Annotated in this window: 17 protein-coding genes; 9 read left to right on the forward strand and 8 right to left on the reverse strand. The window is 59.5% G+C overall.

What is annotated here, in order from left to right; genetic code table 11:
- Positions 1-44 precede the first annotated feature (44 nt).
- On the forward strand, positions 45-287 hold the full coding sequence (locus DES53_RS02830) for a hypothetical protein (protein WP_147263179.1): 243 nt from the start codon (positions 45-47) through the stop codon (positions 285-287).
- Here the strand turns inward: DES53_RS02830 and DES53_RS02835 are convergent.
- Both DES53_RS02835 and DES53_RS32740 read right to left on the reverse strand, forming a co-directional pair.
- The gene (locus DES53_RS02835) at positions 284-472 is read right to left on the reverse strand and encodes a hypothetical protein (RefSeq protein ID WP_113956682.1); all 189 of its coding nucleotides are present in this window, start codon (positions 470-472) and stop codon (positions 284-286) included. The genes DES53_RS02830 and DES53_RS02835 overlap by 4 nt on opposite strands.
- A 426-nt stretch (positions 473-898) precedes the next feature.
- Positions 899-1,114, reverse strand: coding sequence for a hypothetical protein (locus DES53_RS32740; protein ID WP_170156804.1), 216 nt, complete (start codon positions 1,112-1,114; stop codon positions 899-901).
- Between the two features lie 312 nt (positions 1,115-1,426).
- On the opposite strand from DES53_RS32740, the gene DES53_RS02845 reads away from it, so the two are divergent.
- From DES53_RS02845 to DES53_RS02860, 4 genes are read left to right on the forward strand one after another with little or no spacing between them, the layout of a single operon-like run.
- The gene (locus DES53_RS02845; RefSeq protein WP_113956684.1) at positions 1,427-4,885 is read left to right on the forward strand and encodes a response regulator; all 3,459 of its coding nucleotides are present in this window, start codon (positions 1,427-1,429) and stop codon (positions 4,883-4,885) included.
- Positions 4,882-5,709, forward strand: a complete 828-nt coding sequence (locus DES53_RS02850; RefSeq protein WP_113956685.1) for a CheR family methyltransferase — start codon at positions 4,882-4,884, stop codon at positions 5,707-5,709. The genes DES53_RS02845 and DES53_RS02850 overlap by 4 nt, the downstream gene beginning before the upstream one ends.
- Complete coding sequence (locus DES53_RS02855; protein WP_113956686.1) at positions 5,706-6,293, forward strand: chemotaxis protein CheB; 588 nt, start codon at positions 5,706-5,708, stop codon at positions 6,291-6,293. Before DES53_RS02850 ends, DES53_RS02855 begins: the two co-directional genes overlap by 4 nt.
- Complete coding sequence (locus DES53_RS02860) at positions 6,290-7,828, forward strand: response regulator (RefSeq protein WP_113956687.1); 1,539 nt, start codon at positions 6,290-6,292, stop codon at positions 7,826-7,828. The genes DES53_RS02855 and DES53_RS02860 overlap by 4 nt, the downstream gene beginning before the upstream one ends.
- 84 nt (positions 7,829-7,912) lie before the next feature.
- Here the strand turns inward: DES53_RS02860 and DES53_RS02865 are convergent, their stop codons facing one another.
- The 6 genes from DES53_RS02865 to DES53_RS02895 all read right to left on the reverse strand — a co-directional run bounded on the left by DES53_RS02865 (position 7,913) and on the right by DES53_RS02895 (position 13,245).
- The gene (locus tag DES53_RS02865) at positions 7,913-9,427 is read right to left on the reverse strand and encodes an FAD-dependent oxidoreductase (protein WP_170156805.1); all 1,515 of its coding nucleotides are present in this window, start codon (positions 9,425-9,427) and stop codon (positions 7,913-7,915) included.
- A gap of 92 nt (positions 9,428-9,519) precedes the next feature.
- Complete coding sequence (locus DES53_RS02870) at positions 9,520-10,125, reverse strand: cysteine hydrolase family protein (protein WP_113956689.1); 606 nt, start codon at positions 10,123-10,125, stop codon at positions 9,520-9,522.
- Between the two features lie 12 nt (positions 10,126-10,137).
- Positions 10,138-10,470 (reverse strand): hypothetical protein, encoded by a 333-nt coding sequence (locus tag DES53_RS02875; protein WP_113956690.1) that lies wholly within the window; start codon positions 10,468-10,470, stop codon positions 10,138-10,140.
- 34 nt (positions 10,471-10,504) lie between these two features.
- Positions 10,505-11,020, reverse strand: a complete 516-nt coding sequence (locus tag DES53_RS02880; protein WP_113956691.1) for a YciE/YciF ferroxidase family protein — start codon at positions 11,018-11,020, stop codon at positions 10,505-10,507.
- A gap of 426 nt (positions 11,021-11,446) precedes the next feature.
- Positions 11,447-11,770 carry a YgaP family membrane protein gene (locus tag DES53_RS02890; RefSeq protein WP_113956693.1) on the reverse strand — a complete coding sequence of 108 codons (324 nt, stop codon included), beginning with the start codon at positions 11,768-11,770 and terminating at the stop codon, positions 11,447-11,449.
- Between the two features lie 404 nt (positions 11,771-12,174).
- Complete coding sequence (locus DES53_RS02895; RefSeq protein ID WP_113956694.1) at positions 12,175-13,245, reverse strand: DUF3500 domain-containing protein; 1,071 nt, start codon at positions 13,243-13,245, stop codon at positions 12,175-12,177.
- A 173-nt stretch (positions 13,246-13,418) separates the two neighbouring features.
- On the opposite strand from DES53_RS02895, the gene DES53_RS02900 reads away from it, so the two are divergent.
- The 4 genes from DES53_RS02900 (at position 13,419) to DES53_RS33675 (ending at position 18,926) form a co-directional block, all read left to right on the forward strand.
- A complete protein-coding gene (locus tag DES53_RS02900; protein ID WP_113956695.1) occupies positions 13,419-15,077 on the forward strand; it encodes a GspE/PulE family protein in 1,659 nt (552 codons plus the stop codon).
- A 54-nt stretch (positions 15,078-15,131) separates the two neighbouring features.
- Entirely contained in the window at positions 15,132-16,802 is a 1,671-nt protein-coding gene (locus DES53_RS02905; RefSeq protein ID WP_113956696.1) for a GspE/PulE family protein, read from the forward strand.
- A 128-nt stretch (positions 16,803-16,930) separates the two neighbouring features.
- Positions 16,931-18,211 (forward strand): type II secretion system F family protein, encoded by a 1,281-nt coding sequence (locus DES53_RS02910; protein ID WP_113956697.1) that lies wholly within the window; start codon positions 16,931-16,933, stop codon positions 18,209-18,211.
- A gap of 64 nt (positions 18,212-18,275) precedes the next feature.
- Positions 18,276-18,926 carry a prepilin-type N-terminal cleavage/methylation domain-containing protein gene (locus DES53_RS33675; RefSeq protein ID WP_113956698.1) on the forward strand — a complete coding sequence of 217 codons (651 nt, stop codon included), beginning with the start codon at positions 18,276-18,278 and terminating at the stop codon, positions 18,924-18,926.
- Positions 18,927-18,952 lie beyond the last annotated feature (26 nt).

Below are 18,952 nucleotides of genomic sequence, written 5' to 3' on the forward strand. Positions count from 1 at the left end.
CGTGCTTCTGCCCTCGCAATTTCAGGCAAATGCGATGCATCTTCATGATGCATACCCAAACAGCTGTGGAAGTCACCTGCTTGAGCTTCAATGGCAAGCCCTTCTCCATGGAGGAGGCGGCGCGTCGGATGATGGACCTGTATCCGGACCGGTGCCTGAGCAGCGAGGAGGCGTGGCAAGAACTGGAGGCATCAGGACTGCTCGTGCCCTCCGAGCATGATCCCACAGCCATCAGCTTCGCCGCTCACAAGCTCAAGGTCGTGCAGAACCCGGAAGGTAATTCCTAGGCGGGCGGCGCGGGATTCTGCCCGGCCCAGATGAGGGCGCCAAAGACCAGCCACATGCCTGCGAGCGCCAGGCACACCTGCTCCAGAAGCTCGTCCCACTCATCCGACACGAAAATTGCCCCCAACGCTGCGGCAATAAACAACCAGCCACACAATCGCCAGGCGGGCCGGAGTTTTTGGGTCATTCAGGTCAAGGAGGGGAAAGCGTGCTTGCAACGTGGGATCGCTCCACAGGAAGAGAAGACCACATTTCCAAGCAATAAACTTAGCTTTGGCTAAAGGACAAGTGAACATTTGCCCGATTTTGCATCACGCTGCCGTGGAGCGTTTTTGTGATTCGGAGAGGGTGCTCGGAGCTTCAGCGGGTTTATTGAAACGCTGAAGATGCCCCCTGGGACCACCAGATGTAAGCATTTGTATTACACCATGCTACGCCATCACTGTGGATGATCCGGCGTTGCAACTTTCTGCGTGGTTGGACGGGCATTCTCACTCCGACTCCGAATAAGCGGAGCGGTGCTTCCATCAAATGGGGGGTCCGTTGCAGAACGGACACAAAAAACACCCAGGAGAAAAACCAAACCCAAAACCCCCAGATGAAACTTTCCACTTCACGCCTCTTCCGCGCGCCCATCGTGCTCGCCGCCGTGCTGGTCTCCGCATTCGCCTTCGCGTTGCCGGTAGAAGCACGCGACAGGCACGACCATGATCACCACCACCATGGCAAGAAGGCCAAGAAGCACCGCCACCATGGTCACCACCATCATCATCATACACCCGTGCGCTTCTGCGGCAGCCACAGGCACCACCACACGCACTACTGGCATGGATGGGACCACCGCAACTACAAGTGCTATGGGCACAGGTAAGTCCAGATGATGCAGGACCTCGGGAAGGGGGGGACCCTTCCGAGAATCAGGGACGGGAGCGGGTTGCGCTCCCGTCCTTTTTGTTTTCCGTGCGTCCTGCTGCTCCCGTCCGTCTTGTGCTTCCAGACTTTTTGTGCTGGGAGGTGAAAAATTCTGAAGCGGAGGAGCCTCCAGAAGCGATTGAAATGGGATCTAAAGACAGGACGAATTGAGCGTTGCAGACAGATTCGACGGAATTGACCCTGCAACACTGCAATTTCCAGCAAGACAATGGCCAGTCAGACCACTCCCTCTCCCAGCCCCAAAGCCCTGCGTAATCAAGGATTCCCAGTCACATTAGGCCTCTTCGCCGGGCTGCTCTTCTTTCTGGCTGCTGGATTCGTTTCTTATCGCAATTCCACCTTCCTGCGCGACGACGCGAAGATGGTGGCTCACACCCACGAGGTGATTGTCTCGCTTCACACCATCCTCACACTCATGAAGGATGCCGAGACGGGGCAGCGGGGATTCATCATCACTGGCACGGACAGGTACCTCGACCCCTACAATGTGGCGCGCTCGGAGATTGAGGGGGCGAAGGCACGGACTCGCGAACTCACCCGGGACAACCCGAGGCAACAGGCCCTGCTGGATCAACTGGTCACGCATCTGGATGCGAAGTTCGCGGAGCTTGCGGAAACCATTGCGCTGCGCCGCTCCCAAGGTCTCGAGGCCGCGCAGGCCGTGGTGCTGACGGACCAGGGCAAGACGGAAATGCAGGCCATCCGCAACAACATCGCCAGCATGATTGAGGAGGAGGGACGGTTGCGCCAGGAGCGCGTCACCTCGATGGATGGCGCCTACCGGGTCGCGATTGTGAGTGGCATCCTTACCACCATGCTGGGCGTGGTACTCTCCAGCGCGGTGGCTTACCTCATCAGTCGTGCTGGAAGGAACCTGCGGAAACAGGAGTGGCTGCAGAACGGAAAGCTCGGTCTGTCGACGGCGATGTTTGGCGAGCAGAACCTGTCTGAGCTCGGTCGCAGCATTCTCGGGTTTCTCACGAAGTATGTGGATGCCCACGCGGGCGCGATCTTCATCAAGAAGCAGCCGCATTTCGAGCGTGTCGCTACGAGCGGCGTGCCAGATGGCTGTCCGGTGCCGGAGAAGTTTCAAGTGGGAGATGGTCTGCTTGGGAAGGCTGCAGGGGAGAAGACATCGATTCGCATGGACAATGTGCCCGAGGGTTACCTCACCGTGGGCTCCGGATTGGGCAGGGGACTGCCACGCCAGCTCATCATCCTGCCTGCGGCCGCTGAGGACCACGTGAACACCGTGCTGGAGCTCGGCTTCATCCACTCGCTCGATGATCTTGCCCAGCAATTCCTGGAGCAGAGTGCGGAACAAATTGGCGTAGCCGTGAAGTCCGCACTGTACCGGGAGAATCTCCAGACACTGTTGGAAGAAACCCAGCGGCAGGCGGAGGAGCTGCAGGCGCAGGGCGAGGAACTGCGAGTCTCCAATGAAGAGCTGGAGGAACAGGGGCGCGCCCTGCAGGAGTCGCAGTCGCGCATGGAACTGCAGCAAATCGAGATGGAGCAGACGAATGCCCAGCTCGAAGAGCAGACCCAAATCCTGGAGCACCAGAAGGACGAATTGGTGCAGGCCAAGCAACTGCTGGAGAATCAAGCCCGCGCGGTGGAGCTGGCCAGCCGCTACAAGTCGGACTTCCTGGCAAACATGTCCCATGAGCTGCGCACGCCGCTGAACTCCTCCCTCATCCTGGCGAAGCTGCTGGCCGAGAATCGCGGTGGCAATCTGAATGAAGAGCAGGTGAAGTACGCGCTCACCATTGAGTCTGCCGGCAACGACCTGCTGGCCCTCATCAATGACGTGCTGGACCTTTCCAAGATTGAAGCCGGGCACATGGAGATCAAGGCATCGCCTGTGCGCGTGGAGGACATCCTCGCTGACCTGCATCGCATGTTTGAACCGGTGGCGGGCCAGAAGAAGGTCACGCTGAAGATGCACATTTCCCCGGATGCTCCCGAGGTGATGGAGACGGATGCGCAGCGACTGGTGCAGATTTTGAAGAACCTGCTCTCCAACGCACTGAAGTTTACGGAGAAAGGCACGGTGTCGCTTGATGTGAGCCGTGCCACAGGAGGGAGGCTGGCTTTCGCTGTGCAGGACACCGGCATCGGCATCGCGGCGGAGCATCAGCGCATCATCTTTGAGCCGTTCCACCAGGCGGATGGCACCACGAGTCGCAAGTATGGCGGCACGGGACTGGGACTTTCCATTTCACGTGAGCTCACGCGCCTGCTCGGTGGCGAGATGCAGCTTGCGAGCACACCGGGGCAGGGTAGCACCTTTACGGTGTTCGTGCCTTGTGTGCACACGGGTGCGGTCATTACCCAGCCTCGCACCCCGGCACTGGCAGAGAATGAAGATACGCCCTTGTTCGCCTCAGGCCCGTCATTGGCTGCGAAGCCCAGGGCCATTTCCTCTCCCTTGGCGGTGCGTGATGCGTTTCCACGAGTGCCTGATGATCGCGAAAGGCTCGATGGCAGTGGGCGCGTGATTCTCACCGTGGAGGATGACGTTCATTTTGCCCGTATCATCTCCGACCTCGCGCATGAGATGCATTTCCAGTGTCTCATCTGTACCACTGCGGAGGAGGCGCTCAATCTCGCCCGTCAATACCTGCCAAGCGCCGTGGTGCTGGACATCGGCCTGCCGGACAACTCGGGTCTCTTCGTGTTGGAACGCATGAAGGGCGACGCGCGCACCCGCCATATCCCTGTGCACGTGGTCTCCGGCACGGACTACGCGCAGACGGCCCTCGCTCTCGGAGCCGTCGGTTATATGCTGAAGCCGGTGAAGCGTGAGCAACTGGTTGAAGCCTTCCAGAAGCTCGAAACCCGGCTCACACAAAAGCTGCGGCGCGTGCTCGTGGTGGAAGATGATGCCGTGCAGGCAGATGCGCTGCAGAAGCTGCTGGGCTCGCGCGAGGTGGAGACGGTCTGTGCCTCCACGGCAGCGAAGTGCCTGGAGTTGCTCAAGTCCACCACCTTCGACTGCATGGTGCTGGACCTCAGTCTCCCTGATGCGTCCGGATTCTCCCTGCTGGAGACGCTCAGCTCGGAAGAGGCCTATGCCTTCCCGCCAGTCATTGTCTACACCGGCCGCGAGCTTAATGCGGATGAAGAGCAGCAACTGCGGCGCTACTCGAAATCCATCATCATCAAAGGCGCGAAATCACCCGAGCGCCTGCTGGATGAAGTCACGCTCTTCCTGCACCAGGTGGTGGCGAATCTGCCACCGGAACAGCAGCGCGTGCTGGAGAAGTCCCCCAACCGCGATGCTGCCCTGGAAGGCCGCCGTATTCTTATCGCCGAGGATGATGTGAGAAACGTCTTTGCTCTCACCAGTCTTCTGGAGGGCCGCGGAGTGAAGTTGCAAATCACGCGCAACGGGCGCGAGGCCATCGCCGCGCTGGAGAAGGGGGACCCACCGGTGGACCTTGTGCTCATGGACATCATGATGCCCGAGATGGATGGTCTCACTGCCATGCGAGAAATCCGCAAGCGCCCTGAGTGGAAGAAGCTGCCCATCATCGCCCTCACTGCGAAAGCCATGAAGGACGACCAGGAGCGCTGCATCGCCGCCGGCGCGAATGACTACCTCGCCAAGCCGCTCGACGTAGAAAAACTCCTTTCCCTCATCCGCGTCTGGATGCCCCGATGAAAAGTGCCGGTGCTGAGATCGAAGCTCTCGAGCTGCGCCTTCTGCTGGAGGCGATTCATGAAAAGTCGCGGTATGATTTCCGCGGCTACTCGTTCGCATCCCTCAAGCGGAGGCTGGGGCAGGCGCGTGATCGTTTCAGTTGCGCCAGCTTCTCCGAGTTGCAGCACCGTGTGCTGCATGACCCCAAGTTCGTGCCCCTGCTGCTGCCCTATCTCACGGTGCAGGTGAGCGAGCTCTTCCGCGACCCCTCGTACTTCCTCGCGCTACGGACGCAGGTGCTGCCGCATCTGCGCACCTATCCCTCGCTGAAAGTGTGGGTGGCGGGATGCAGCGCAGGTGAGGAACTCTATTCCCTCGCGATTCTCTTCCGTGAAGAGGGGCTGGAGAGTCGCACCATCTTCTATGCCACGGATATCAACACCGAGGCGCTGAAGCGTGCCGAGGCTGGCATCTACGAGATTGAGCGCATCGCGCTCTTCAGCGAGAACTACCGGAAGGCAGGCGGCAGGACCTCGCTCTCGGATTACTACACTGCCGCGTACGGCAGCGCGAAGTTTGACCAGACACTGCGGCACCGCACGGTCTTTTCCGACCACAGCCTGGTATCCGACTCCGTTTTTGCGGAGATGCATCTCGTGTCCTGCCGGAATGTGCTCATCTACTTCAACCGTGAGTTGCAGGACCGGGCCGTGGGTCTGTTCAAGGATTCCCTCGTGCGCCGTGGATTCCTGGGCATCGGGGCGAAGGAGAGCCTTCGTTTCAACAAGGAGGCGGAAGCATTCTCCGAATACTGCCGCCCGGAGCGAATCTACCAGAGGACATGAACGCCGAACCTCCACCCGCTGCCGTCGTGATTGGCGCTTCCGTGGGCGCTATTGAGGCGCTTTCGTTGCTGCTGCCGACATTGCCTGCAGCATATCCGCTGCCGGTGCTGGTGGTCGTGCACGTGCCGCCAGACAGGAAGAGTTCCCTTGCGGAGCTCTTTGCCACACGCTGCCAGATTGGAGTGAAGGAAGCGGAGGACAAGGAGGCGATTGGCGCGGGCATGGTGTACTTCGCGCCTGCGGACTACCATCTGCTCGTGGAGCCGGATTTTACGATTTCGCTCTCCAGCGATGAGCCCGTGCTCTTCTCGCGCCCTGCCATCGATGTGCTCTTCCAATCCGCGGCCGATGCCTATGGTGACAACCTCACTGGCGTGGTCCTTACGGGTGCGAGTACTGATGGCGCACTGGGCTTGCAGGCCATTGGCGCCGCAGGCGGGATGACGCTGGTGCAGACGCCGGACACTGCCGAGGGAGAAACCATGCCGCGTGCCGCGCTCGCTGCCTGCCCCACGGCACGTGCGCTTTCGTTGGAAGAGATTGCCACGGTTCTCAATACGGAAACCCTGTCGATGCCGAGATGACTTCTCCTGAGCCCATCAAGTTCCTGCTCGTGGATGACCTGGAGGCTAATCTCCAGGCGCTCACTGCATTGCTGAGACGTGATGGCCTCGCGCTCCTTACCGCGCGCTCCGGCCCGGAGGCGTTGGAACTGCTGCTCGTCCATGACATCGCGCTCGCCATTCTGGATGTGCAGATGCCGGGCATGGGCGGTTTCGAACTCGCAGAGGTCATGCGCAGTACGGATCGCACACGACAGATTCCCATCATTTTCCTCACCGCGGGCATCGTGGATTCGCAGCGGCGTATCCGTGGCTACGAGACGGGTGCTGTGGATTTCCTTGCCAAGCCCATCGAAGCACACAGCCTCATCAACAAGGCAAACACCTTCTATGATCTCGCACGCCAGAGGCAGGAACTCGCGCTGACGAATGCGAAGCTCGCACAGGCGGACCGTCTCAAGGATGAATTCCTCGCCATGCTCGCGCATGAGTTGCGCAATCCCCTGGCCCCGCTGCGCAATGCGGCAGAGATTCTGCAGACGGATGCCATCGCTGCGGAGGAGCGCGAGCACGCCCTGCACATTCTCTCCCGGCAGATTGAGAACATGACGCGCATGATTGATGACCTGCTGGATGTCTCACGCATCACGGAGGGAAAAATCGAACTGCGCAAGCAGCCGGTGAGTCTTGCTGCCGTGGTGCATGCCGCCACGAGCCTGATGCGTTCCGAATGTGCTGCGCGAAATCAGGAGCTCACAGTCACTCTCATGGACGAACCTGTGTTCCTGCTGGCGGACGCCACGCGGCTGGAACAGGTCTTCGGCAATCTGCTCACCAACGCCTGTAAATATGGCGGCGACGGCTGCCGCATCTCAGTGAGTGCGGAGCGTGCCGGGAGTGATGTCATCGTGCGCGTGGCGGACAATGGCACCGGTATTGAACCGGAACTGCTGCCCCGCATCTTTGACCTTTTCGTGCAGGCGAGCCGCACATTGGACCGAAGGCACGGTGGCCTGGGCATTGGCCTTACCTTGGTGCAGCGCATCTTGAAGCTGCACAGTGGCACCATTGAAGCCCAAAGTGAAGGCCTGGGGCATGGCGCGCAATTCATCGTGCGTCTGCCAGTGCTCACCACGCCTCCCGTGCCACGGACGAATTCCGTGAAACCTGCACCAGTCACGCTGGAGCCACCGAAGCGCATCCTCATCGTGGATGACAACACGGACTCCGCTCGCAGCCTTGCTATCTTGCAGAGCCGCCAGGGTCACGAGACGCGCACAGCCTTCTCCGGCACGGAGGCACTGGAAGTCGCCGCTGAGTTCAAACCCGAAATCGTGGTGCTTGACATCGGATTACCCGGCATGGATGGCTTCGAAGTGGCGAGGCAGATTCGCGCCTTGCCAGAGTTGTCCGATATCTTCCTCATCGCGATGACTGGCTATGGCAGTGCAGACAGCCGCGCCGAAGGGCGCAAGGCGGGCTTCGACGCGTTTTTGGTGAAGCCGATTGACCTGCAGGAATTGCGTTCGCTGATGCGAACGGGGAGGCGGGAGTGAAAAAGGAATATCAAACCCTGCCTGACAGCGTGCGTGGGTGAGCAAACGTCTCTCACTCATGTTGCGTGATGCTCGTGGAGGGCGTTACTCCTCTATCTCGCTTAGATCCTTCTCCGCGGGTCCCGACATCACCTTGCCATCGCCGCTGAAGCGGGAACCGTGGCAGGGGCAGTCCCAGGTTTGCTCGGCATCATTCCAGTGCACGATGCAGCCGAGATGCGGGCACACGGGGGAGAGCAGGGTCACTTCTCCATCTTCGTTGCGGTAGGCGGCCACACGCTTTCCATGATGACGGATGATCTTCCCTGCGTGGCATGGCAATGCGTTCACATCACCGGCTTCTGTTCCCTTGGCCCAGTCCCTGGCCATGTAGTAGGGATAGGAGGCATTCTCCTTCGCGTAGTCCCAGGCGCTGGTGAGCGCCTTTCGATGCGGGTCGAAAAGTTCTGTCCACGGGTTCTTCTTTCCTGAGGCGTAGTCGGACGCCATCATGGCTGCGAGCGTGCCAAACGTGAGCCCATTGCCGGAGAACCCCGTGGCGAGGAACTGGCCATCGCCCGCTTCACCGATGAAGGGCAGGCCATCCAGTGTTTCGATCACCTGGCCGGACCAGCGATGGTTGACCTTCGCGTCTGGCACCAGAGCCATGAGATCGCGCGTGAGTTCGTTGTAGCACTTCTCCGTATCAGGCTCCTGGCCTGTCTTGTGGTCCTTGCCTCCGTACACAATCACGTCTCCTTCAGCATTCCGGTCCACGCGCAAGTAGTTGAACGGCTCTGCCGTGTCTGACCAGATAATCTCCGGCAGGCTGCCAAAGGGTGCCGTGGCCTCAAGGGCATACGTGGAGTACGCGTAGAGCTTTGTCTGCAGAAGCAGCGCACTCAGGGTGCCCACGTTTCCCTGCAATGGCATGTGTGTGGCAATGATCACATGGTCATAAGTGATGGAGTAGTCTCCGATCACGGCTCGCGCGGGTTCTTCTTCAAAGGAGTCCACGCTTGAGTTCTCAAAGATTTGCACGCCTGTGTTTGCAGCCTGCACAGCGAGTGCGCGCAGGTATTTGATGGGATGAAACTTGGCTTGGTTCGCAAAGCGGATGCCGGCCCTTCCCAATGGTGGTATGGAGTCCAGATAGGCCACATCGAAGCCATGCCGCGCGGCGAGTTCGGCCTCCTGGCGGAGTTTGTCCTGCTCCTCCTCGCGGTCTTTGGTGTTGGCCGCTTCCGCGAGATAGCCGGGCACCAGCTTGAATTCACAATCGATCTGATGCCTCTCCACCAGCTTGCGAATCTGGTCGATGGCATGAGCGCCCGCATCCCACGACGCAAGGGCATGCTCTTCATCAAAGTCGGATGCGAGGTCAGAAAGCCGCGTGTCTGTCATGTATGTGAGATGTGCCGTGGTGTGGCCCGTCTCGGCTCCGCCGATGGAATACTTCTCCACCAGCGCCACGGTCTTTCCGGTATCACGAATCAAAAGCGCAGCTGTCACTCCCGTGATGCCGCCACCGACCACGAGCACATCCACCTTCAGATCGCTGGTGAGTTTTGGGTAGGAGGTCTTTCCCGGAAGCGCGAGCCAGTAGGATTCAGATTTCATGGCGAGAAATGGGTTCATGGTTGCATCGCGCATGTGAATGCGCCCGGATGCGGGTGGCAGGCATCGCGCGAGGTGTTGCGACGGTGCCTTTCTCACGCAGATGCCCTGCGCAGGCGGAGGCGCGAAGAATGCCGGATGTCTGCATGCAGGTGATGCTTCATCTGTTGGAGAGCCACACGGCTGGCGTCACGCGTTTCAGAGGCCACGCAGTCGTGCGGTACGATGAGACTGTAGTCCCGCATATAGGCATCATTGGCGGTGTAGAGCACACAGATGTCCGCGGCGAATCCGGTGAGCACCAGAGTTTTCACGCCGAGGTGCTTGAGCAGGATCTCAAGACTCGTGGAGAAGAAGCCGGAGTGCTTCGGTTTCAGGACAAAGTAGTCCTCCGGCTCGGGAAGGAGCAGCCGCACCATGGCGGCGCCCGGAGCGCCGTCCTGCAGGCAGTGCCGCACCTGTCCACGGAAGTCGGACTGCCAGCGTCCGAAGTTGTCATTCACATAGATGACAGGAACGCCGGACTTCCGGATGCGTTTCTTCAGCGCAGCGATGCGACGTGCCGCGGGTAATGCGTGATGCAGGAGCTTCGGGCCATTCGGGAAGTCGAGGTCATTGATTACGTCAATGAGCAGAAGCGCTACCGAAGCCTTCTCCGGCGAGCCGCCCTGGAGCGATCCGGCAGCCTTCTTCGTGGCCATGATGGAAGGGCTTTACTTGGAGATCTGCTCCGTGCGTGGAGCGCCCAGACTATCTAGCAAGCTGCCGGGATCAGCGCCGCCGTCGCATACATGACCGTCGGCAATGCATCGGGTGAGGGCAGCGCTGAATCCGTGGAGATGCCGCACCTTGATGGGGCACAGAAGCCTGCGAGCCCAAAAGCCCAGTAGTTTGTTCTTATCCCGCTCCAGCTCAGAGGCCAGCTTATCCACATCATAGGATTCGTTGTACACGGGCAGGCCTCCCACCTCCACTGAGTAGCGGATGATGACAGGAGTGTCCGAGGGCACCGGTTCCGTGGCTGTGAACAAGCTGACGTCTGGCATGGTGCGGGATGTTGGAAGTTTCTTTCCTGCTTGCTCAGCTCTCGTCCGAAGCGGCTGCCGTGCTGTTGGCCTCGACATTGATGGAGCTCTCGGCGAGTTCGGTGAGCTTCTTGTCCGTGACCTCTTCTTCCGCGAGCGTCTGCTTCAGCACTTCAGAAATGCCGTCCAAGCCAAGCTGCTCTGCGAAAGCGATGGCGGTGCCGTAGGCGGCGATTTCATAGTGCTCCACGCGCTGAGCGGCGGAGACGAGGAGAGCATCAATCACCGCGGGCTCGCCATCCTCCTCCAGAAGTTTGCTGCCTTCCTCAATGAGGCCCTCCATGCCCTTGCACTTTTCGCCGCGGCTGGAGGCTTCCAGTTCCTTGAAGATGCCTTCCAGCCGATTCACGTGTTCCTCGGTTTCCTCGAGGTGTTGTTCGAAGCCTGCTGACAGGTCGGGATTGGATGCTGCTTTTGCCATCTTGGGCAGGGCTTTGGTGAGCTGTTTTTCGGCGCTGTAAATATCCTTCAGCTCATGCAGGAGAGCGTCGTGTAAAGATTGAAGTTTCATACAGTAAAGCATCGGTGCGGGGCAGGGCGAAAGAGGCGTATTTCTGACGCCTGAGGAAGATGTCATCCCGCCACCCGATGATTATTTGTTGGAGGGGGCTGGAATGCCTGCTGGAGCAGCGCTGCGCCTAGCGTTGCGCTCAGGCTTTGAGCCTTTCGGCGTCCCCACAATTTAATACACTTCGGAGGGGGATTCGGGAGGTGCAGATGGCCGCGAGCGAGAACGTGATGCAGTCCAGCTGCTCAGGTCGGTGCGCGTCACTGCCCAGGGAGATGAGGGTGCCTTCCTGTTTGGCGATTTTCAGGAGATTTGGCAGCAGGTCCTGACGCTCTGCATCACCATCCAGCTCCACCGCCTTCCCCAGTTTGCCGCTTCCGCAAAGACGCGATGTCAGTCTGCCTTGAATACCGGAGCCGCGCCCGGGCGTCAGGCTGCCACCTTGGTGCTTTCGGCAGATGGCACGGCATCGGGAAGTTGAGGTGTGTCCGTCACAGATTCCGGCTGGCGTGTGCTCACGCCAAGCCTCTCATACACGTGGCAGTGGCCGGTCACTCCACGATAGACCAACGCTCCTGCAGCAGCCATCATGAGCAGACGGCCCAGTCCGTGGCCAAATAAAGAACCGACGAGGATTCCGGCGCCGGCGGCGATAGAGCCATAGCGTTCCTTATCATTGACGTTGTGCTTCAGTTCTTCTCCGAGAGCGGAAACTTCGGGGACGGCGGCGAATGGTTGGTAGGTCAGGGACATGACAACGGTTCGCTGGTGTTTCGATGTTTGGTTGTCCCCTTGCAAATCAAGGTGGCCAGACTGGATGACGTATGGGCTGCAGGGCTCGCATGAAAGTCCCCAAGTCGCTCTTCTCTTCAGCAGTTAGCTCGAGTTGAAGCACCAGATTGAAGAACTCCACGGTGTCTTGAAGCGTGAGGCGCTGTCCATCGATGACGTCTTTGTCGATGGCCGTGGTTGTGCTCCGCGAAGCAGGCGCCCGAGTCCCATGTCATCCGCGCCCTGATAGCGGGACGGCATCCGGCAGGTGCATGGCTTCTGGTTCTCTTCGCTCTTAAGAAGAAACGAAAAAACGGCGGCCGCACACCTGCGGTCGCCGCTCTCGCTGAGTAAATGGTGGAAGCGTCAGCTTCTTGGGAGCCAGCTCACTTCGCTGCTGCCGGCTGGTGCGCCGTCTTCAGGTGCTCACCCAGCAGGTCACGGCCAAAGTCGCCGTCGAAGTCGCGCCAGACCACGTGGATGTGATTGGCGTTGTTCTGGGTGTTGTCATACTCCAACAGGAAGGTCTTGCCTTGCACGCGGTAATAGTGGGGCTCGCCCTTTTCCTTGCCACCCGCCCAGGCGAAGAAGACCGGGCCGCTGGCTTTGATTTCCTTCCAGGTCTCCTCGGCCACATCCGGGCGGGTGCGGAAGAGGTGGGCCTTGATGAGCTTTTCCAGCAGGGCCTTCTGGTTGTCCTTCAGTTCGGTCTCGCTCAGGCCATCCGGGGTGAGGGGCTTTACCTCGCGCTGCGCTTCGGTGAGGATGTCCTTGTAGGCCTCCTGGCTCACGAGGGATTTCTTGAACTGGGCTTCGTCGAGGGACTTCACCATTTCGCGGCCAAGGTCTTCCTCGGCACCGAGGACGCGCAGACCGGCGCGCGGGCCCTCACGGACCTCGCCGGGGTTCGAGCCATAGAAAGCCGGGGTCACACGCAGCAGTTCACCATCCTTCACGGTGAAGTTCAGGGAGAGGTGGTGCCCTTCGAAGCGCCAGCCCCACGTGCCCTTCAGCGAGGGTTCGCCAAAGATGCTCACGAAGTAGCGCTCCGGATCACGGCGCACACGCACGGCGTCACGCTTGGCGGGGTCCGCACCTTCGATGGTGTAGAGTACCTCTTCCAGGGACATGATGGTGGTGGCCCTCAGGTAGCCGGCACTGCTCAGACCGGTATTCAACAGAGCATGGGCGAGGAGGCGCTGCTCCTGGGTCATTTCCTTGAGGGGGAGGCCGAGGCGTTCCTTCGGAATGAAGTGCCAGTTCAGCCTCTCATCGTTGTCAAAAGTGAAGACGGCCTTGGCCTTCGCTTCGGCGGGCAGGGCGCTCAGGAGCGCGTTGGCAGTGTCCACCATCTGCTGGGCTCCATCGTGGGCTTGGAGGCGGAGCGGTTGGAGAGTGACCGCGGCGGCGCAGAGGGCGGCAGCAAGGATAGGCAAATGGCGTAGTCGTGAATACATGGTAGACGTATCTGATATGAATAGGGAGTGAGAGCGAACGCGTTCAGCCCCTGCGGTATCTCAAGAATTCGTAAAAAAGGCGGGCAGTATTGACACTGAATTGCCGCTCAGGGTAATCTCGCCTTCCTGACGGGTATTTGCCCCGAAAAATCCACGCACAGCCACGGTTTTACATGTATTCCAACGAAGACTTTTTGCTCGAACTGCTCCGCGAGGCGGGAATGGTCACCGAGCAGGACCTAGAACACGTCCACAAGACCAAAAAGCCCCAGGAAACGCTGATTGAGGGCCTCATTAAATCCGGGGTGGTGAGCGAGGAAGACGTGGCAAGGACCATGGCCGTGAATTCCGGCATGGAATTTGTGGATCTTACTGGCTACGTGCCGCCCGCCGACCTCAAGATGGTGGTGCCGGAGGAAACAGCCCGCCGCTACCGTGTGGTGCCGCTCGGTTTTGAGCATGGCCGCATGCAGGTGGCCATCAGCGACCCGAACAATTTTGAGACTCTGGATGCCCTGCCGCACGTGCTGAAAGCGGAGATTGACTTCGTCTGCGCGACGCCGGAGAACATCCGCACCCTTCTTTCCGCCATCTACGGGAATGAAGGGGACATGGCGTCGACCATTGTGAAGGGGGTGGAGGGCGGTGGCACGGATGCCGAGGCCCCCATCATCCGCCTGGTGACGAACACGCTGATGGAGGCCTTCAAGGCGCGGTCCTCGGATATTCACATCGAGCCGATGGAGAAGGATCTCCGCATCCGCTATCGCATTGACGGTGTGCTGCATGACGTGGAGCACCATCCCAAGAAGCTGCACAGCTCCATCATTGCCCGTCTCAAGATCATGACGGGTACGATGAGCATCGACGAGAAGCGCATCCCGCAGGACGGCCGTATCCAGATGAAGTTCCAGGACAAGGAACTGGACCTGCGCGTGAGCATCGTGCCGACCAGCAATGGTGAGAGCGTGGTCATGCGTATTCTGGACAAGAGCTCGCTGCGCCTCGGCCTGAGCGACCTGGGCTTCCTGTCCGATGACCAGGAAACCTTTGAGAAGCTCATTACCCTTCCAGACGGCATCATCCTGGTGACCGGTCCCACCGGCTCAGGCAAGACGACGACGCTCTACGCGTGCCTGAACTACATCAACCGTCCTGACCGCAAGATCATCACCGTGGAAGACCCGGTGGAATATGAGCTTCCGGGCATCAACCAGGTGATGGTGAAGGAGGACATTGGCATGACCTTCGCCGCCGCCCTGCGAGCCATGCTGCGCCAGGCGCCGAACATCATCATGATTGGTGAGATTCGAGACATGGAGACGGCGAGCATCGCCATCAACGCTTCGCTCACGGGTCACCTTGTGTTCAGCACGCTGCACACGAATGACGCGCCCAGCGCCGTTTCGCGTCTCACGGACATCGGCATCAAGCCCTTCCTCATCGCTTCCGCCGTACGAGCGATCGAGGCCCAGCGTCTCGTGCGCAAACTGTGCCCCGACTGCAAGAAGGAAGGTGCGCTTTCTGAATCGGAGTTGCGCAAGCTGGGGCTGGATGCCACCCAGGTTTATGGCGCCACCATCATGGTGCCGGAGGGCTGCCCGAAATGTCGCGGCAATGGTTATCGCGGACGACTCTCCATCATCGAGATTTTCAAGATGGACGATGAAGTGCGCGGCATGATCAACCAATCCCTGTCCTCCCCGCAGCTGCGCAAACGCGCGAGAGAGCTCGGCATGCGCACCCTGCGTGAGGACGGCGTGCGCAAGGTGCTGGCTGGCATGACCACGGCGGAAGAGGTCATCGAAGAGACCATGTCCGATGCCAGCTAGTCAGGCCCTGCATTCACCAAACGAAATCATTCAGCACTTAATCTTTCCAATATCATGACAGCAGACAGCGTGGTGGACATGCTCTTGCAGCGTGGCCTGCTCGACGAAGGCCAGGCCAGTGATCTGGTTCACGATGCGAAACACACCGGCAAGGACATCGTGGAATTGCTGGTGGAGTACGGCATTTTCAACCATGTCGATGAATTCTGGGCCACCGTGGCCGAGGAAATCGGCGCGGAGCACTATGATCTGGACACCTTCGAGCCGACTCCGGATGTGCTGCAGACCATTCCTGCAGGCATGGCGCGCCTTTGTGGCGCCTTCCCCATCCAGCTCGCGCCGGATGGCCTGCACGTGGCTCTCACGGACCCCCTGAATCCTCAGTTGCTGGAAGACCTTCGCTTCGGTCTGGGGAAGAACATTGTGCCTGTGGTGGCGCGTCGTGAACAGGTGCAGAAGCTCATCGACAAGAACTACGGCAGCGGCACCGACAGCATCCAGGACATTTTCAACCAGCTCGGCGTCACCTCCAAGCCTGGAGAAAAAACGAACCTGGAACAGGAGGCAAACAGCGCTCCCATCGTGCGCTTCGTGGACCTGGTGCTGGAGCAGGCCATCAAGGAGAAGGCCTCGGACATTCACTTCGAGCCGTTCGAGCACGAGTTCAAGATTCGCTACCGTGTGGACGGTGCGCTGTATGAAATGGCCCCGCCGCCGGTGCACCTTTCCGCCTCCGTCATTTCCCGCGTGAAGGTCATGTCCAACATGAATATCGCGGAACGCCGTGTGCCCCAGGACGGTCGTATCATGACCGTGGTGGATGGCAGGCCGGTGGACATGCGTGTCTCCACCCTTCCTACGCAGTATGGGGAAAGCGTGGTGCTCCGCGTGCTGGACCGTTCTTCGGTGAACCTGTCTCTGGAAAATCTGGGCATGCCGGATTTCCTGTTCAACTACATCCACGACACCATCCACAAGCCCAACGGCATCTTCATTGTCACCGGTCCCACGGGCGCGGGCAAGACGACCACGCTGTACGCCGCGCTGAAGGAGATCAATACCATCGATGCGAAGCTGCTTACGGCGGAAGATCCGGTGGAATACGACATCGAAGGCATCATGCAGGTGCCCATCAATGAAGCGGTGGGGCTCACCTTCGGTCGTGCGCTGCGCGCCTTCCTTCGTCAGGACCCGGACCGCATCATGGTGGGAGAGATGCGTGACGTGGAAACGGCCCAGATCGCCATCCAGGCCTCGCTCACGGGTCACTTGGTGCTGAGCACGCTCCACACGAACGATGCCGCCGGCGCGGTGACGCGTCTTATTGACATGGGCGTGGAGCCTTTCCTGGTGGCGGCGACGCTGGAGGGGGTGCTGGCCCAGCGCCTCCTGCGTACCATCTGCAAGAGCTGCAAAATTCCCTACCAGCCGAATGCCATTGTGCTGAACCAACTCGGCCTTTCACAGAGCGACATCGGCAACAAGCATTTCTACACCGGTTCGGGCTGCCAGACCTGTGGCAACTCTGGGTACAAGGGCCGTAAAGGCATCTACGAACTCCTCGACATCAATGACCCGCTGCGGGAGCTCATTACCCAGAAGGCGCCGACCCTCGTGCTGCGGCAGAAGGCCATCGAGCTGGGCATGCAAACGCTCAGAGAGGACGGCCTCCGCAACATTTACGACGGCGAAACGTCCATCGAAGAAGTGCTCAAGTACACCTGATGCGGAGTCCATCTGCCGGGGCTTGCACCGCTGGAAAATGCCATTTTTTCCCTGTGGACAAGCTCCGCCGAAACCCGGTAATCTTTAAGCTAAGCAAAAACCAGCTGACCCACTGACGACCCCACGCCATGCCGAAATTTCATTATATCGCCCTTGATTCGAACGGGCAGGAAAATGCCGGAGTGATTGATGCGCCGAACGAGGCTGACGCCATCGGGCAGCTCCGTCGTGGCCAGCTCTATCCGACGCAGGTCGTCGAAGAGGGCAAGGGGGATACGGCTGCCATCAAGAAGCGCGTGCGCTCCTCCGCAGGGAAGGGCAAGACCAAGACGGGCGGCAAGGCCTCTGGCTCCGCCAAGGTGGCCGGCAAGACGCTGATGATTTTCACCCGCCAGCTCGCAACGCTGATCGACTCCGGTCTGCCGCTGCTGCGCGGTCTCACCGTGCTTGGTCGTCAGGAGCCCAATCCGGTGATGAAGCGCACCATCAATACGCTGGCGGACTCCGTGCAGACTGGCAGCACCTTCTCCGAAAGCCTCCAGCAGTTTCCGCGCATCTTCAACAAGCTGTACGTGAACATGGTGAAGGCTGGCGAACTCGGCGGTGTGCTGGAACTGGTGCTCAACCGTCTGGCAGAGTACCAGGAAAAGGCCCAGAAGCTGAAGAACAAGATCGTGGCTGCGATGGTGTATCCCATCATCGTGATGGTCATCGCCGTCGGCATCATGATCTTCCTCATGACGGTCATCGTGCCGAAGTTCGAGAAGATCTTCGAAGAAATGCTCGGCGACCGCAACAAGCTGCCTGAACTGACGAAGGCGGTCATTGGCTTCAGCCGGTGGATTCAGGGGAATATTCTTTTCTTGGTCATCGGTACCGCAGGCGCCATCGCCCTCTGGCAGGTGCTCAAGTCCACCAAGAGCGGCCGTGCGATGATCGATGCGTGGAAGCTCAAGCTGCCCCTCTTTGGTGACGTGCAGAGGAAGAGTGCCATCTCCCGCTTCACCCGTACCCTCGGTACGCTGGTCACCTCGGGCGTGCCCATCCTTCAGGCTCTCAATATCACCCGTGAAACCGCGGGCAACGTGGTCGTGTCGGATGCCATCGACAAGGTCCACAACGCGGTGAAGGAAGGTGAGAGCATGGTGGCTCCGCTGGAAGCCAGCAAGGTCTTCCCTCCGATGGTGATTTCCATGGTGGACGTGGGTGAAGAAACTGGTCAGCTCCCCGAAATGCTTCTGAAGGTGGCGGACGTGTATGAAGATGAAGTGGACAACTCTGTGTCCGCACTCACCTCCATGCTGGAGCCGCTGATGATCGTGATTCTGGCCGTGGTCGTCGGTATCATCGTGCTGGCGCTGTTCATGCCGCTCATCCAGATCATCCAGGGCATCAACGAAAAGAGCTGACGTGGTGGCCACGTTTTGTGGCCGACTCTCGATTTCCCCCAAACCCCCAATCGTTACGACGCTCATGAAACTCAATCGTCCGCAGTCCTCGCGTGAGAATGGCTTCACCCTGCTGGAGCTTCTGGTGGTGATTGCCATCATCGCCATCCTCGCGGCGCTGACCCTCGGTGGCTTCAAGTACGCCCAGGAGGCTTCCGCCAAGAACCGCACCATGACATCCCTCGCGGTGATCAAGGCCGGCCTCGAACAGTACAAGGAAAAGCATGGCGAGTACCCGCTCCCTGCTGATGCTGATTCCACTGCTGAGGTGGGAAACATGAAGATTCGTGCTGGAGGCGCTCGCATGCTCTACCAGGCACTGACTGGCGATGGTGATAATGCAATCCAACTTTCGGCGCCGCAAAACACCATCTCGGATGGCAAGCTCACGGATGAGGAAACTGCGAACACCATCAACTCTGAGCTGATCAGCATGAAGAATCTTGTGGTGAGAAGTTCAGACGGATACTACTTCGCAGATGGATGGATGCGCCCCTTTCAGTATGAGAGGTCAGCTCCGGCAACACCCGGCGAAGATCCTAAAGAAACAGTCAATCCCACCTACGATCTGTGGTCCTTCGGTACTGCGGGTTCGACCCAAGGCGGGGTTGAGGATTACGACATCGCAACTCGCCGGGATCCTCAGAGGACCGCGCGCTGGATCAAGAACTGGTAATCCCGCCAAGCATATCGAGGCAGGCA

It is taken from the genome of Roseimicrobium gellanilyticum, assembly GCF_003315205.1.
Taxonomy (GTDB): Bacteria; Verrucomicrobiota; Verrucomicrobiia; order Verrucomicrobiales; family Verrucomicrobiaceae; genus Roseimicrobium; species Roseimicrobium gellanilyticum.